The 14,955-nt window shown below is 36.3% G+C and carries 14 protein-coding genes; 5 read left to right on the plus strand and 9 right to left on the minus strand.

Annotation, left to right across the window (positions count from 1 at the left end; translation table 11 throughout):
• Positions 1-9: 9 nt before the first annotated feature.
• From LRP83_RS16395 to LRP83_RS16405, 3 genes are all read right to left on the minus strand, one after another.
• Complete coding sequence (locus tag LRP83_RS16395) at positions 10-1,419, minus strand: SpoVR family protein (RefSeq protein ID WP_230497768.1); 1,410 nt, start codon at positions 1,417-1,419, stop codon at positions 10-12.
• Between the two features lie 104 nt (positions 1,420-1,523).
• Positions 1,524-1,838: a DUF3889 domain-containing protein gene (locus tag LRP83_RS16400; RefSeq protein ID WP_230497769.1), complete on the minus strand. Its 315-nt coding sequence runs from the start codon at positions 1,836-1,838 to the stop codon at positions 1,524-1,526.
• A gap of 15 nt (positions 1,839-1,853) precedes the next feature.
• Positions 1,854-2,846 carry a M14 family zinc carboxypeptidase gene (locus tag LRP83_RS16405; RefSeq protein ID WP_230497770.1) on the minus strand — a complete coding sequence of 331 codons (993 nt, stop codon included), beginning with the start codon at positions 2,844-2,846 and terminating at the stop codon, positions 1,854-1,856.
• A 167-nt stretch (positions 2,847-3,013) separates the two neighbouring features.
• Here LRP83_RS16405 and LRP83_RS16410 point away from each other — a divergent pair, with 167 nt between their 5' ends.
• Positions 3,014-3,265, plus strand: coding sequence for a YhdB family protein (locus LRP83_RS16410; protein WP_230497771.1), 252 nt, complete (start codon positions 3,014-3,016; stop codon positions 3,263-3,265).
• Between the two features lie 136 nt (positions 3,266-3,401).
• Here LRP83_RS16410 and LRP83_RS16415 read toward each other — a convergent pair whose 3' ends face one another.
• The 5 genes from LRP83_RS16415 to LRP83_RS16435 all read right to left on the minus strand — a co-directional run bounded on the left by LRP83_RS16415 (position 3,402) and on the right by LRP83_RS16435 (position 8,836).
• Entirely contained in the window at positions 3,402-3,935 is a 534-nt protein-coding gene (locus LRP83_RS16415; protein ID WP_230497772.1) for an NADPH-dependent FMN reductase, read from the minus strand.
• Between the two features lie 144 nt (positions 3,936-4,079).
• Positions 4,080-4,724, minus strand: a complete 645-nt coding sequence (locus LRP83_RS16420) for a response regulator (RefSeq protein WP_230497773.1) — start codon at positions 4,722-4,724, stop codon at positions 4,080-4,082.
• Between the two features lie 14 nt (positions 4,725-4,738).
• The gene (locus LRP83_RS16425; protein ID WP_230497774.1) at positions 4,739-5,854 is read right to left on the minus strand and encodes a GAF domain-containing sensor histidine kinase; all 1,116 of its coding nucleotides are present in this window, start codon (positions 5,852-5,854) and stop codon (positions 4,739-4,741) included.
• A gap of 456 nt (positions 5,855-6,310) precedes the next feature.
• Positions 6,311-7,033, minus strand: coding sequence for an SDR family oxidoreductase (locus LRP83_RS16430; RefSeq protein WP_230497775.1), 723 nt, complete (start codon positions 7,031-7,033; stop codon positions 6,311-6,313).
• Between the two features lie 57 nt (positions 7,034-7,090).
• Complete coding sequence (locus tag LRP83_RS16435; RefSeq protein WP_230497776.1) at positions 7,091-8,836, minus strand: phospho-sugar mutase; 1,746 nt, start codon at positions 8,834-8,836, stop codon at positions 7,091-7,093.
• Positions 8,837-9,100: 264 nt separating this feature from the next.
• Here LRP83_RS16435 and LRP83_RS16440 point away from each other — a divergent pair, with 264 nt between their 5' ends.
• Together LRP83_RS16440 and LRP83_RS16445 are read left to right on the plus strand one after the other, a co-directional pair.
• Positions 9,101-9,520, plus strand: a complete 420-nt coding sequence (locus LRP83_RS16440) for a disulfide oxidoreductase (RefSeq protein WP_230497777.1) — start codon at positions 9,101-9,103, stop codon at positions 9,518-9,520.
• Positions 9,521-9,526: 6 nt separating this feature from the next.
• Complete coding sequence (locus LRP83_RS16445) at positions 9,527-10,003, plus strand: thioredoxin family protein (RefSeq protein ID WP_230497778.1); 477 nt, start codon at positions 9,527-9,529, stop codon at positions 10,001-10,003.
• 36 nt (positions 10,004-10,039) lie between these two features.
• Here the strand turns inward: LRP83_RS16445 and LRP83_RS16450 are convergent, their stop codons facing one another.
• A complete protein-coding gene (locus LRP83_RS16450; protein ID WP_230497779.1) occupies positions 10,040-10,438 on the minus strand; it encodes a YhcU family protein in 399 nt (132 codons plus the stop codon).
• Positions 10,439-10,572: 134 nt separating this feature from the next.
• On the opposite strand from LRP83_RS16450, the gene LRP83_RS16455 reads away from it, so the two are divergent.
• Together LRP83_RS16455 and LRP83_RS16460 are read left to right on the plus strand one after the other, a co-directional pair.
• Positions 10,573-11,496 carry an RluA family pseudouridine synthase gene (locus LRP83_RS16455; RefSeq protein ID WP_230497780.1) on the plus strand — a complete coding sequence of 308 codons (924 nt, stop codon included), beginning with the start codon at positions 10,573-10,575 and terminating at the stop codon, positions 11,494-11,496.
• 146 nt (positions 11,497-11,642) lie between these two features.
• Positions 11,643-14,669, plus strand: a complete 3,027-nt coding sequence (locus LRP83_RS16460) for an efflux RND transporter permease subunit (RefSeq protein ID WP_230497781.1) — start codon at positions 11,643-11,645, stop codon at positions 14,667-14,669.
• Positions 14,670-14,955 lie beyond the last annotated feature (286 nt).

The following is a 14,955-nucleotide window of genomic DNA, read 5'->3' on the forward strand; positions in this document are numbered from 1 at the left end:
TGCTTTTCCCTATAAATATTTCCGATGAATCCCCTTACCGTCATAAGTAAACAGCATATTTCGACCTTCAATTACGGTTTCCATATGGGTCGGTCTTCCCCACAGCTGATAAACATATGGTAAAACCTTTTCTAGATATTTTAAATCAAGCTCAATTCCCTCGTACCAATGCTTTAAATAAAGTTCACCATTTTTTAAATAGTCTCCATCATTAACAGTTAAATATGGAAAGCCTCCATTAACTCTCATTCCAACAAGCTGGTCACGGACATGCTCCCACTGCTTATCAACAACCTTATATTCCTTGCCTTGTTTTTGGAACAAATACATATCCTCTCTCATGACTAGATCTTTAGTCAAATAATTTCGTAAAAAGGAGATGTCTGACTCAATTTCGCGAACCTCAAACATTTTTTCTCGGCCTGAACCAGGTTTAACCCCACGGCGAATCATTTCATCAGTAGGATTGTTGAAGCGGTCTTCAATATCTTCAAAGATCTTAATACCAAGGTAATACGGATTAATTCCAGTTTTAGACGGCTGCACTACTCCAGCATTTAACTTCGCAAATTCAATCGCTTCACCGCTAGTTAAGTCCATTTCGCGGAGAATTCGTTGATGCCAGAAGGAAGCCCAGCCTTCGTTCATGATTTTCGTTTCTAATTGTGGCCAGAAATAAAGCATCTCTTCACGCATCATCGTCAGAATATCACGCTGCCACTCTTTTAACTCTCTACTGTACGATTCAATAAATAACAGGATATCCTTCTCAGGTTGCGGCGGGAATCTCTTTGTTATTTTTCTTTCTACTTTTTTCTTGTTTCGATCATCAATATTCCATAAGTCATCATATGGAGAGGAATGTGGTTTATCGTCATCATCTTCTATATCATCCATTGACCATGCTAATTTGGGTCTCATTAGTGATGGATCAATATGCTCTTCGATGGCCAATACTGCATCTAAGAAGGCCTCTACTTCTGCTTTCCCATACAGGATTTCATATTGATTAATTCGCTCAGCCGTTGCTGCCATACTTTCAACCATGTCTCGTTTCGTATTTTGGAAACGTACATTATTTTTGAAGAAATCGCAATGGGCCAAAACGTGAGCAACAATCAGTTTATTTTGAATTAATGAGTTTGAATCTAACAAAAAGGCATAACATGGGTTGGAGTTTATGACTAGCTCGTATATTTTACTTAAACCTAAATCATAATGGAGCTTCATTTTATGAAATTGCTTTCCAAAACTCCAATGGGAAAATCTTGTTGGCATTCCGTAAGCTCCGAATGTATAGATGATCTCAGCTGGACAGATTTCATAACGCATTGGGTAAAAATCTAATCCGAAACCTTTAGCAATTTCCGTAATTTCAGTTATTGAATATTCGAGATCCTTGCGATTCTGCTCATTCATCCATCTTTCCCCCCTATCCTCTTATCACAATGTATGAAATAAACTGAGGAAAGATGAAAATAAAAAGTGGCAGGCATCATTTTCCTGATACCTGCCACCTAACACTATTTCACTTCTTCGACCGTTAAATTCAAAAGTTTATTGTTTTGGATGCTGTGTTTTACTTTTACAACTACATTTACTAATTTGTCATTTTCTTTTACTTTGAATTTAAATGAGTCCTGAACATCCGTCTCATTCAATTTTTCGCGTCCTATATATTCGTATTCCGTTACAGCTTCACCTGGATAGTCTGCCTTTACGACGGCTATGGCAATATTACCATATTTTTGATAATCCATTTTTTCAGCCTGTACTTGAACAAGGCCACTAAAAAGCAATAAAGAAATGGCCATGACGGCAAAAACATACTTTTTCATTCGATTCCAACTTTCTTATTTAGGATTATTGATATTTTTAGCTTCTTTTGCAAGCATCATTCCAATAAATTTATTTTTTTCCCACTCTTCACTAAAAACCTCTAGAGGAGGATTCGTTTCTCCAACTAAATGACTTATTTCTAATGTTAATGCAGGTCGTTGAAAGGTACTAATAAACCAATCTGTGTACCCGGCCCCAATGGCATCCTGGGGAGGTGAAGCTAACTTATAGCCCGTCAGTGCAGCTACCTTTTCAGCGATACTTAAATCCCTCTGCTGATTTTCCTTATTATTATAATTCCAAAAAATTTCTCTCCCCGAAGTATGATAAGAAACGGCGATTTGCGGTTTGATTTTTTTCGTAAACTTCACTATTGCCTTCGTTTCATGGGTTGAAATAGGCTTCTTTCCTTTATAAAACTGATAAGTTGGAATCGTTACATCATTATTAGCATGATTTTTCCATCCTACTGGGTATTGACGATTTAAATCTATTCCCATTCCATTTGCTTTCCACCTTGAAAAATCAGTTGAATTCATGTTCATCAATACTAAGTTATCTCGATGATATTTAGGGAACTTCTTTATATCACCTTGTTGAATAGTCACTCCATCTGGGTTGAGCATTGGTACAAACCATATGGACACTTCATCAAGAATATCGGTTGAATGAGGACCAACTTTGCCATTAGCCTGATACGATTTTGTATATGTCTCCAGCATTTCCATAAGTAGTGCGCTTGTGAGCCACTCTCTACCATGATGGCTTCCAATTAAAAGAATGTTTTTTTCGCCTTTACCTAATTTAACGGCAAAAATTCTTCGTCCAAAATGAGAATAGCCAATGGTCTTAACTGTTAAATCATCATCATACTTCTTCTCTAATTCCCAAATATCTGCTTTCATTCTTTCATATGTATAGGTTTGATGAGGATTGACGACGCTCGCCATTGTGGCACTTGCTAACAATATATAACAAACACAAAATAGAATCATGATCTTTTTCATATTATCTTCTTCCCCTTATCATTTGATTTTTTTAATAATTTTAGTGGTCAAATATACACGTAAATGTTGGTAACCCAATAAAATCAGCATGCCCAACATTTGTAGGGTAAGATACACGGGATTTTTCCATACAATAAACTCAACTCCTAGTAAGGAGGAGAGGAAATTTGAATATAGTTGATTACGATCGCGCTTTATACTACACTCACCGCTCACAATGGGATAATTTATTAATTCTAATGGTAAGAACGGAGGACCAATTTTTAGCCAAAAAAATTGAACACTTCCTTCATTCGTACCACTTTGAAAAGGATTATTCCGTTCTGGAGAAACACTTATATGCCTTGTTGCGTTACATTGACCATGCAAATACACATTTGGCTGAGGAAGCTGAATATACCATGATACAAAATGGCTAATAAAAATAGGCTGAATTCAAAAGGTTGTTTACACCTTTTGATTCAGCCCTTAGTTTTGCCCAATTTCATTTAAAATTATTTGGTTTGATTTATCAATATTATTCCTGAACCAATAGAAAATTTATTCCATTTCATTCTATTGCTCCTTTAACACTAGGTAGCTTTTAATATAAAGCTGTAATTCCTCCAATAAGGTATTTACTAAATGAGCCGTATCCTCATGTATAGAATCATTTTCATAATCAAAGGCTTTCGGATCTAATACGAGCTGCCTTGGAATCGAATTGGCATATAAACCTCTCATAACTGTACGCATATTGTTTAAGGCATTAATCCCACCTTTTCCTCCACCAGCAACAGCAATTAACGCAACTGGTTTGTGTTGCAAATGTTCACTACCTAAAAAGTCTAATGCATTTTTCAATAAACCACTCATGCCACTGTGATATTCCGGTGAGGCTAAAATAATTCCATCTGCTTCCTTTACGATTTTTCGTAAATGGATCACACTTTCTAGAAAGTCTTGCTCATCATCGCCATTATATAAAGGCACAGCATTCAAACCACTTAAGTCAATTAGTTCAATCCCATACGTTCTTGAAATAAATCTCGTTGCAATTCCAGTCCTACCTTTTTTTCTTGGACTTCCATTGATAATGACAATTTTCATATTTAATCGCTCCTTTTGCTTTTCTATACAGCTATAATAAGCAATTTAAGAAAAGCTTAAATCGTATAATGGCTTGACTAATTTCTACTCTATTAGTAAGAGAGCAGAAAGTAAAAAATCATACTTTAGTTGTAGTAAGAAAAATTAATTTTCGATTATTCCATGCTTCACTGCAAAAAGAGCTGCTTGAGTTCTATCCTGTAAACTAAGCTTAGCTAATACGTTAGAGACATGGGTTTTCACAGTTTTTTCTGTAATAAATAAAGAAGATGCAATTTCCTTATTACTTTTACCCTTCGCAATTTCTACCAACACCTCTAATTCTCTTTTCGTTAAGTCTTCTGTTGGAGATTTACTATCTCGATTTTTATTCGTTAAGTGAGATAATAAATGAGATGTTGCTTTAGGGTGTAATTGATTTTCACCAGATAGCATTCTTTTTATAGTCCGTACTAATTCATCTGGTTCGATATCCTTCAATTGATACCCCGCAGCCCCTGCTTCTATTGCTGGGATAACATGATCCTGATCAGAGAAGCTTGTTAGAATCATTATTTTCATATCGGGTAACACCGCTTTAATTTGTTTCGTTGCTTCGATTCCGTCCATAATCGGCATATCTAAATCCATTAAAACGAGATCTGGTTTTAATGTTTTCGTCATTTCAACCGCTTCTTGTCCATTTTTGGCTTCCCCAATTACTTCAATATCTTTTTGGGTTTTTAGAAAAAACACTAATCCCCTTCGAACAATATGATGATCATCGGCAATTAAAATTTTTATTTTCACAGTTAATTCCCTCCCTAAATTGGTATCCTAACTTTAATTGAAGTTCCCAGCCCTGGATGACTAATTAAAGTAAAATCTCCATTAATAGATTCCGTTCGTTCTTTCATGCTTTTTAAGCCTAATGATGGAAGTTCTTGATTCTGATCATAAATAAACCCACAACCGCTATCCTTTATCAGCATATTTAAAAAGTTACTCTCGATCATAAATTGAATCATTGCATCTGACTGTTGGGAATGTTTTTTACAATTCGCTAATGCTTCCTGCCCTATGCGCCACACGGTTTCTTCTACACGACCAGGTAAAGTAAGAAGTCCCTTAACTTCAGTTTGTAAATTCAGTCCTAGCATTTGACCATAGCTGCATAAAGCGGAAACTACACCGTTTTCAAGTCCTTGTGGACGTAGCTGCCAAATGAGCGCACGCATCTCATTTAATGCTTCTTGGGCTAAGTCTTGTAAAAATGCAAATGTCTCTTTAACTTCTTCATTTTCCGTCATCTCACGCCCGCCTCTAGCTGTGAGACTCAATGAAAACAAAATTTGATTCACAGAGTCATGAAGGTCTCTAGCAAGTCGGTTTCGCTCGGCTGTTAATGCCAATTCCTTTTCTTTTTGGATTAATTTAATCCTTTTTAAGGCTGTTCCTATTTGAAAAGCAATCGATTCTAGTAGGGCTAATTCATCTTCATGGAAGAAGGTTTTTTTGGGTGAGCCAACGTTTAGGATTCCAAACTTTTCTTCGCCTGCACGAAGTGGTACCGTTGCATGATGGGTTAATCCGTTCGTTTCTCCCCAGTTATATTCGATTGCCTCTTCAATCCGTTTGCATTCAATAATATTAGTGGCTTTTTCTAATCGACCGTTATTGTATCGGTCGGTGCACCAGCACTCTCCTTTACACATTGGTTCGAGGTTTTGATAACATAAAGCAGGCGGAAGATTTTCCCTTGCTGCTAGCTGAAAGCTTCCATCCCCATCCATTAAAAAAATCCAACCTGTATCTAGTTCCGTAACTTGTAATAACTTTTTAAGAACTCCTGAAAGCATTTCATCCATATTTGTTCCTGTATTTAATAGCTCGGCAATTTCTTTTAAAATTAACAGCTCTGAATGGCGCTTCCCCATCATTTCCCTCCAGAAAATTCAGTATTATCTTTCATTATAACTTTTTTGATTTAAAACTGCTTCGTAAAAATGATTGAGTGGGGTTTCAGACTAAAGTTGTAGTTAAAAAATGTGGTGAGGGGAAAAATACGTGATAGAGTTTGAAAGACGGTAACTATAGGTTCCTTTGTACCTTTGATGACCGTTTTAGCAAAAATATCTGATAAACGGTAACTAAAAGTTCCTTTGATGACCGTTTTAGCAAAAATATCTGATAAACGGTAACTAAAGGTTCCTTTGATGACCGTTTTAGACAAAAAGGTCTGAAAAATGGTAACTATAAACCAATTTTCTTGTCCGTTTACTTGAAGTAGGTATATCAGATAAGTTCTGCATTTTAACGGACACTCCTTCTTCAAAAGTGAACCATTCCACATAAAAAACCCGAGAACCAATTAAGTTCTCGGGCAACCTACGTTATTATGCAATTGGATAATTTTGAACTAAAGGATGCAAGACTATTTCATCAATAAGCATGTGTTTTGGTGCAGAGGCCATGTAAATAACCGCATTGGCAATATCTTCTACCTTTAACCACTCTTCTTTTTCTGGTAAACCTTGAGTGGAGTTCGCAAAATATGTATCAACCATACCTGGGTTAACGGTACCTACACGGATACCATATTCACGTACTTCTTGTGCCAATGCACCTGAAAAACCTTGAACAGCATATTTGGAAGCCGTATAAGCTGCACCATTCGGAATTGTATAACGACCTACGTCAGATGAAATCGTAATAATCGTTCCTGATTTTCGCTCCTTCATATGAGGAAGTACAACTTTAGCTCCTAAAAATACACCTTGGACATTCACTTCAAACATCTTTTTCCAGTCTTCCAATGTAACCTCTTCAGTTAACTTAAAGAACCCTATTCCGGCATTATTAACTAAAATATCAATTCCACCGAATTTCTCCAGCGTAGATTGAACGACACGATTCATATCCTCTTCATTGGCAACATCCGCTTGCACAGCGATTACATTTGGAAAACCTTCACTGTTCAAATCCTTCGCAGATTGTAAAATATCTTGAGAGCTACCAACAAGTGTTAGCTTTGCCCCCTCGTTTGCAAGCTTCTTCGCAATTTCTTTTCCGATTCCACGAGATGCCCCCGTTACAATGGCTACTTGATCTTTTAACATATTTGAATCCTTCCTTTCATGTTGTTTTTTCTTAAGATGTTATTGTTTGATAAAAACTTACTTTTGACCAGTTACAAGCTTTATTTTCTCATCCACAAGCTTCATAAAGGCTTGTTCAAGGTCGGCAAGCTTTTGTTTCGTATCAACCATATTTTGACCATTTACCCCAAAATAAAACTTTACCTTTGGTTCCGTACCAGATGGACGTAAGCAAACCCATGAACCATCTGCCAAAATATACTTTAATACATTTGATTTTGGTAGTAAAATTTCTTCCTGCCCTTTGTCACTTTTTCTTACACTCATTAAGTAATCCTCAGCTGCAACAATCTTTAATGAACCGATTTGTTCAAGATTTTCAGAACGGAATGAGGATAAAATAGCCCCAATGGTTTCGGCTCCTTCTTTCCCCTTTAAAGTTAACGAGCGCAGCCCCTCTAAGTAATACCCATATCTTTCGTATAAATTCGTCATAGCTTCATAAAGAGACATGCCTTTCTTTTTGTAAAAAGCACAAACCTCTGTTGCTAATAAAGTTGCTTGAATGGCATCTTTATCTCGAGCAAAATCGCCAATTAAATAGCCGTAGCTCTCTTCATAACCAAATAAAAAGGTGTGTTTTCCAGAAGCTTGGTATTCTTCAATTTTTTCAGCAATAAACTTAAATCCAGTCAAAACATCTTCAGTTAGTATATTAAAAGCAGACGCGACCTTTCGGCCAAGCTCAGATGTCACAATCGTTTTAAAAACGATACCATTTGTCGGAAGAGTTCCTTTTTCACTTTTTTGAGAAAGAACATAATCCATTAATAAAGCTCCTGTTTGATTACCTGTAAGTACTTCATATTCGCCTGTCTCGTTTTTAACAGCAATTCCTAAACGATCTGCATCTGGGTCAGTTGCAATTAAAACATCAGCACCTAAGCGGTTACCATCCCTTATTGCAAGCTCAAATGCCGCATGCTCTTCTGGATTCGGACTTTTTACAGTAGAAAATTCAGGATCAGGTAATTCTTGCTCCGCTACGACATGAACATTTTTATAACCTAGAGCGTCTAAACCATCTCTCGCTGGTTTGTTCCCCGTTCCATGTAAAGGTGTGAAGACAACTGTTACATCTACTTCGTTAGCTATTTGAGGATTTTCAGAAATAGTCAGAAGCTTTCCTTGATAGGCTTGATCTACTTTCTCACCAATCATTTCGATAAGTCCTTGTTCCATTAGAAGCTTTTCATCCTGTACCTCTAGTAATAATTCATCCTCAATTTTTTCGATATGCAGGGTCACTATATCCGCTTCTGCTGGAGGTAGCTGTGCTCCATCTGGACCATAAACTTTATAGCCATTATATTCAGGTGGATTATGACTAGCCGTAACAACCACACCTGAAAAAGCATTTAAATGTCTTATCGCAAAGGATAATTCTGGAGTTGGACGTAGGTCATCAAATAAATACGCCTTAATTCCACGAGACGCAAACATTTTCGCAGCCTCTAAGGAAAATTCCTTCGATTTATGACGTGAATCATAGGCAATAGCTACTCCACGCTGTTTCGCCTCTTCACCTGCGGATTCAATGTATGCAGCTAGACCAGCAGATGCTTTCCGGACTGTATAGGTATTCATGCGATTTGTGCCTACACCAATTTCTCCCCGCATTCCACCAGTTCCAAACTCAAGATTTTTATAAAAAGCTTCTTCTAATGCTTTCTCATCCGATTGGATTTGAGTTAATTGTTCGTGTAGATCTTTCTCTAATCCTTCAAACTGTTGCCAACGTTCGGCTTTCTGTTTCCAAACCATGAAAATCCCCCTTCTATACTGTTTCTATCCTTTATTGTTTCGATTAATATTATGATAGTCCTTTATAAAATATCCGACAAAATCCGTGGATAGTATCCTTTACTTTTACATAATACCTCTATTTTTCATGTAAATGAATATAATCGTTGAATGTTTGTCAAATAATGACGATGTCTCACATTTGAGATATTTGCATTTTTCCCTTAAGATAGATTCATTAATATAATTTGATAGAATAAGGTTAAGTAAAAAGAGGAGTTTACTATGAGCGAAAAAAATAAAGAATCAATCTTGTTCACCGCTTGGGCTACATCCGTAATCGCCATGTTTGGAAGTCTTTATTTTTCTGAGATTAGGCAATATGAACCTTGTGTACTATGCTGGTATCAACGAATCTTAATGTATCCATTCGTTGTCATATTAGGTATTGCATACATAAAAAAGGATTACAAAATCTCCCTCTACTCCATGATTCTATCAGCCATTGGTGGAGGAATTTCCTTTTATCATTACCTATTGCAGAAGGTGAGCTTTTTTGCAGACAATGCACCAACCTGTGGTAGGGTACCATGTACGGGACAATATATTAATTGGTTAGGCTTTATCACAATCCCATTTTTGGCGCTTACTGCCTTTATTATCATCTTCATTTGTAGTCTAATTATTTGGAAAAAGAGAGGATAACGCACTATGAAAAAAATCATTATATTCTCGGCAATTATTGTCGCCCTCTTTGTGGCGATGGCCGTCTTGACAAATATGCAAAACAAAGCAAAAATCGGTGAAAATAATCCTTATAAAACGAATGATCTTAAACAAGCAACGATTGATCAATTAAATGACCCTAACTATCAAAAAATTATTCTTCCAGATGTTCTTGAAAAAAAGCTAGATAGTAAAGAAGATGTAACAGTGTACTTTTTTGCATCAGACTGTCCTCATTGTAAAGTAACAACTCCTATTCTTATGCCACTAGCTGAGGAAATGGGTATAGATGTTGTGCAATATAATTTATTAGAATTCCAGGAAGGTTGGAATCAGTATAGAATTGATGGGACCCCTACTTTAGTACATTTTGAAGACGGGAAAGAAGTGGCAAGAATTGATGGTTCACGAGAAGAAGCTGTATTTAGACAGTGGTTTGAGGAAAACGTAAAAAAACAGTAAAATAAAAACGCCTGCAGCTATTGCAGGCGTTTTATTTTAGACTAACATTTGATTGTCCGCTCTTGAATAGACACTCAAATTCTCTGCTTTCAAGTGTTTCGAAATAGAAAAATTTTCGAAACGAAATGGGAAGGACAAGCCAAATTCATTTAAGGTTTCTACATTTTTATAAAATAATGGTTCATAATGATGATTAAAATGACTTCCTTCTAAAATATGGCATAATGTTTGTAAGCTAGTTATCACTTGATAAGCGTCCTTCAACGTACCAAAATAATCAAAACTACTTTCAGATAATTGTAAAACGTTAAGCTGTTCAAATTCTATTATCTCTTCATCTGTAAAATAAAGAGGAAATACATCTGTGTAAAATATTTGAATTAATTCTTGAATTTTTTCAACCTGTTCTGGAGTCGATGCGTAAACAACTTTCACTCTAAAACCCACCCTTTATTGCTCTAGACTTCGATTATTATACAGATAGTCTAACATAACTCACTTCATAAAGAGCGTGGTAATTTAAGCCATCATTTTCATAGTCAGTACTATAAATAAAAGGAGAATTATGTATGATTCAATCAAAACGAATGGGCGCTTGGCATGAATTTCTTGTTCCCGAAGAGTGGGCTGGTAAAACTGTGGAAGAGCTATTTAAGCAGACTTGGGAAGCTCCGAAAAAGCTGACCCATCAATTTCGGATGGAGAAATGGGTAATGGTTAATCATGTACCTGTGAATTGGACGATTCCTTTAGTAAAAGGCGATCGACTGATGATAAATTTTTACGAAAACCTTGAGAATGACGTCATGCCAAGCTATATGAATATAGAAATATTGTTTGAAGATGATCATCTACTAATTGTTAATAAACCTGCTGGTATTGACACCCATCCGAATGATCCCGGCCAAGTGAATACATTATTAAATGGTGTTGCCTTTTACCTTCAATCCAAGGGTCTACCGACATGGGTAAGACATATCCATCGTCTCGACCGTGATACAACTGGTGCAATCCTGTTCGCTAAACATCCTTTGGTTGGTTCCGTTTTAGACAGAATGTTAGAACAACGGCAAATCAAGAGAACCTACCTCGCATTGGTCCATGGTTTAATGAAACATAAAAAAGGAACGATAAATGAACCAATTGGACGTGACCGTCATCACGCAACAAGAAGACGTGTCTCACCATCAGGGCAGGATGCAATTACTCATTTTGAATTAATCAATTTGTATCAGAAGGATAATACATCTTTAGTAAAATGCTGGTTAGATACAGGAAGAACCCATCAAATTCGCGTTCATCTTAGTCACATCGGTTATCCGCTAATTGGTGATCTTTTATATGGAGGAAAATTAGAAGCGTCTCGGCAAGCTCTTCATGCGGCTAAGCTTGAGTTTGTACACCCGTTAACGAAAGAGTTGATCTGTTGTTTTGCCCCATTTCTCGATGATGCACCTATTTTTCCGTCTTTGGATCTTAAATCTATTTTATGAAGTGAGACAAAAGTCTCACTTTTTTTATGACAAAAATATGACCAATTCTAAAGTTTTTGTAAATATACTTGTTATTTTCCCTTGACATGGTAATATCAACTGTTGTAATAATAGTAATTTTTTACCATGAATGGAGGGTTTTACAAATGTCTTGGTTCACAAAATGGGCCTTTCGTAACAAAGCAGCTGTGAGTATCATGTCAATATTGATTCTTGTAATGGGTGTAATCAGTTATTTTACCTTACCAATGGAGTTTCTACCTTCAGCGGATAATCCGCAAGTTACCGTCATTGTCATGGGACAAGGAACAGACTCTAAAACAATGGAAAATGAAGTAACCATTCCTATCGAGGAGACTGTAGCAGGAGTTAAAGGTAAAAAGAATATCTTCTCTACTACAGGTGATGGATTTTCTAAGATTGATATTTTTTATGAATCTGGGACTAATATGAAAGAAGCAAAACAGGAAGTACAAGAGGTCCTTGGTGCAGTATCATTACCTCAAAATGTGTCAAAGCCAATCATCTCACAGTTGAATACCTCGATGATTCCAATTGCGGAAATTGCGGTAACATTTGACGAGGGATTAACTCCTGAAAATGTAGAATTTGCAAAAAAGCATGTCGTTCCTTTTTTAAAGGACATTAAAGGTGTGTCTAATGTTCAAGCCTTTGGTGCTGCAAACTCTTATTTGTCTGTAAAGCTAGACAATTCGAAGATGGCCAAAAAGCAAGTATCCATTCAAAATGTTATGACATTACTTCAAGGAAAAAATATGGCAGTTGCCATTGGTGAGAAAACAATTGATGGAAAATCAAGTAATATTCAAGTAGTAGGAACGATTGATACCCTTGATAAGGTGAAAAACCTACAAGTGGCACCCAATGTTCCTATTAAAGATATTGCTACTATTGAAGTTAAAAAACCTGAAGATTCCTTAAATCGGATTAATGGAGAAGATGGTTTATATCTAATTGTGCAAAAGGAAAGTAACGCAAACGCTGTTGCCATTAGTAAAAAATTAAAAGAAGCAACAAAGGAAATTACCAAGAAATATGACAATACAGAGGCTAGCATACTTATTGCTACCGCAGATATGGTTGAAACCTCTGTGAAGGCGATGATGAAGGAAGTACTATTAGGTGCCTTATTTGCAACCATCGTCATTATGTTATTCTTACGAAATATTCGCTCTACCTTTATTACAATTGTATCGATTCCATTATCATTAGCGTTTACCTTATTCTTATTATCACGCTCTGGTGTTACTTTAAATATTTTAACACTTGGTGGTGTTGCAGTAGCGGTCGGCCGATTAGTCGATGATAGTATCGTAGTTATCGAGAATATCTTTCGAAAAATGCAGAAGGAATCATTCTCTATTAGTATGGTAATAGAAGCAACTAAGGAAGTTGGCTCTGCCATTACCGCTTCAACATTAACGACTGTTGCCGTGTTTTTACCAATCGGTTTAGTAAGTGGTAGCTTACAAAGCTTTATACTACCCTTTGCCCTAACCGTAACTTATTCATTACTAGCTTCATTACTAGTTGCGTTAACAGTTGTTCCATTAATGAGTGCTGGACTTTTAAAAAATACAAAACTACCAAAACATTCACCTTCCAAAAAGTTTACTAAGTTTCTTACTTGGTCACTAAATCATAAATGGGTAGTTTTAGTTTTATCTTTTGTGTTATTCGCTGGATCGATTGGAACGTATTTTATTATGCCTAAAGGAGTAGCCGACAGCTCCTCATCTGAATTTGTCCAAATGAGTTTAAACTATCCTAACAATACACCAATTGAAAAAGTAAAAGAGGAAGCTTTAAAGCTTGAAGAATTTGTTTCCAAACAGGATGAAGTGAAAAACTTCGTCACACAAGTAGGTAATAATGCTGATAGTGCTCAATATGGAAATATCGGTTCACCTACAACAGCCATGGTCAATGCGATTATGAAGAATAAAGAAGAGACAGAGGATTTTATTAATAGAATAGAGAGCCAGAAAGATAAGTATCCAGATGCCGAATTCACTGTAACTGGGGCTTCCTTAATGGGTGGTGGTTCTCCTCAAATAACCATTGATGTTTTAGGTGATGATCTTAAGCTGTTAGAGGAAACAGCCCTTAATATTAAAAATGAAATAAAAGATATCACTGGAATTGAATCTGTAGAAACAAATCAAGATGAGAAAAAGACTGTTTATTCGTTAAATGTAGACCCTACTAAAGCACAAACAGACCAAATTGCTCAGCAGATTTCTGTTATGTTTAACAAGATTCCAATTGGAACTGTTACTATAGATGAGCAAAAGACAAATGTTTTAATTGAGCCTATGATTAATCCAAAAACCCCAGAAGATTTAGAAAACATTCTTGTTATGACTTCAGAGGGGATGACACCTGTTTCTAAAGTGGCTACTCTTCAAGCTGAAGAAAGGTCAACTAGTCAATTCCATAAAGACGGTGAGCCATATATTCGTGTTGTTGCTTCTGTAGACTCTAAGAAGCTTTCAGAAATCTCTAAGGAAATTAACCTTACTATTTTCGGAAACAAACAGGAAAAAGGAATGAAACTATCAGATGATGTAGATGTAATCATGGGTGGCGCTAGTGCTCAGCAAGCAAGTGATTTTACCGATTTATTTATGATTATGCTTATCTCAGTTGGTATTGTATTCCTTATTATGGTGATAACCTTCAAAACGGTACGTGCACCAATTGCGATTTTATTCTCTTTACCGTTAGCAGCAATAGGAGCGATTTTAGGACTATTAATAAGCCGTATTCCAGTTAATATTACCTCCTTATTAGGGGCATTGATGCTAATCGGAGTTGTTGTTACGAATGCCATTGTATTACTGGATCGCGTAAAACAGAACGAAGAAAAAATGATTATTCGTGAGGCACTTGTGGAAGCAGCAGCCACAAGGATGAGACCGATTTTAATGACAGCTGTTGCAACAATCTGTGCAATGATTCCACTGTTATTCAAAAAGGCAGAAACAGGAAGCCTTGTATCTCAAAATTTAGCTATCGTTGTGATTGGAGGGCTAAGTGTTGCCACATTATTAACACTAGTCGTTATTCCAGTCGTTTATGAATTGTTCCATTTTAAAAAGTCAAAGAAACAGCGCTTAAAGAAATCACAATCCTCTGAAGTTAGTTTTTAAACAACAAAGAAAGCCAGCCTATAAGTAACAAAACCGTTCCGTTTTGAGGTGCAAATCCTGTAAATGACAATGAAAAAGGCGTGCAATCTGACATCAGATTTGACACGCCTTTTTCATTTATGTTGGAGTCTTTGACATCAATAAATTTAAATAAAGAGCGAACCCTCAATAAGCGGAGAAATTTCCCTTAATTACGAAATAGACCTGAAAATAGCCTAAATAGACGGAAGAATTCCGACTATTTACTCAAAAAACGTCAAAATGGGTCATTTTCCTTTACTTAACA

The sequence above is a fragment of the Pseudoneobacillus rhizosphaerae genome, assembly GCF_917563885.1.
GTDB lineage: Bacteria > Bacillota > Bacilli > Bacillales > Cytobacillaceae > Pseudoneobacillus > Pseudoneobacillus rhizosphaerae.

What these genes read in the sequence shown, in the direction of transcription:
- LRP83_RS16460 (WP_230497781.1), top strand. Translation starts at nt 11,643, where the DNA reads ATGTCTTGGTTCACAAAATGGGCCTTTCGTAACAAAGCAGCTGTGAGT.
- LRP83_RS16430 (WP_230497775.1), bottom strand. Translation starts at nt 7,033, where the DNA reads ATGTTAAAAGATCAAGTAGCCATTGTAACGGGGGCATCTCGTGGAATC.
- LRP83_RS16405 (WP_230497770.1), bottom strand. Translation starts at nt 2,846, where the DNA reads ATGAAAAAGATCATGATTCTATTTTGTGTTTGTTATATATTGTTAGCA.
- LRP83_RS16415 (WP_230497772.1), bottom strand. Translation starts at nt 3,935, where the DNA reads ATGAAAATTGTCATTATCAATGGAAGTCCAAGAAAAAAAGGTAGGACT.
- LRP83_RS16395 (WP_230497768.1), bottom strand. Translation starts at nt 1,419, where the DNA reads ATGAATGAGCAGAATCGCAAGGATCTCGAATATTCAATAACTGAAATT.
- LRP83_RS16455 (WP_230497780.1), top strand. Translation starts at nt 10,573, where the DNA reads ATGATTCAATCAAAACGAATGGGCGCTTGGCATGAATTTCTTGTTCCC.
- LRP83_RS16440 (WP_230497777.1), top strand. Translation starts at nt 9,101, where the DNA reads ATGAGCGAAAAAAATAAAGAATCAATCTTGTTCACCGCTTGGGCTACA.
- LRP83_RS16435 (WP_230497776.1), bottom strand. Translation starts at nt 8,836, where the DNA reads ATGGTTTGGAAACAGAAAGCCGAACGTTGGCAACAGTTTGAAGGATTA.
- LRP83_RS16445 (WP_230497778.1), top strand. Translation starts at nt 9,527, where the DNA reads ATGAAAAAAATCATTATATTCTCGGCAATTATTGTCGCCCTCTTTGTG.
- LRP83_RS16400 (WP_230497769.1), bottom strand. Translation starts at nt 1,838, where the DNA reads ATGAAAAAGTATGTTTTTGCCGTCATGGCCATTTCTTTATTGCTTTTT.
- LRP83_RS16425 (WP_230497774.1), bottom strand. Translation starts at nt 5,854, where the DNA reads ATGATGGGGAAGCGCCATTCAGAGCTGTTAATTTTAAAAGAAATTGCC.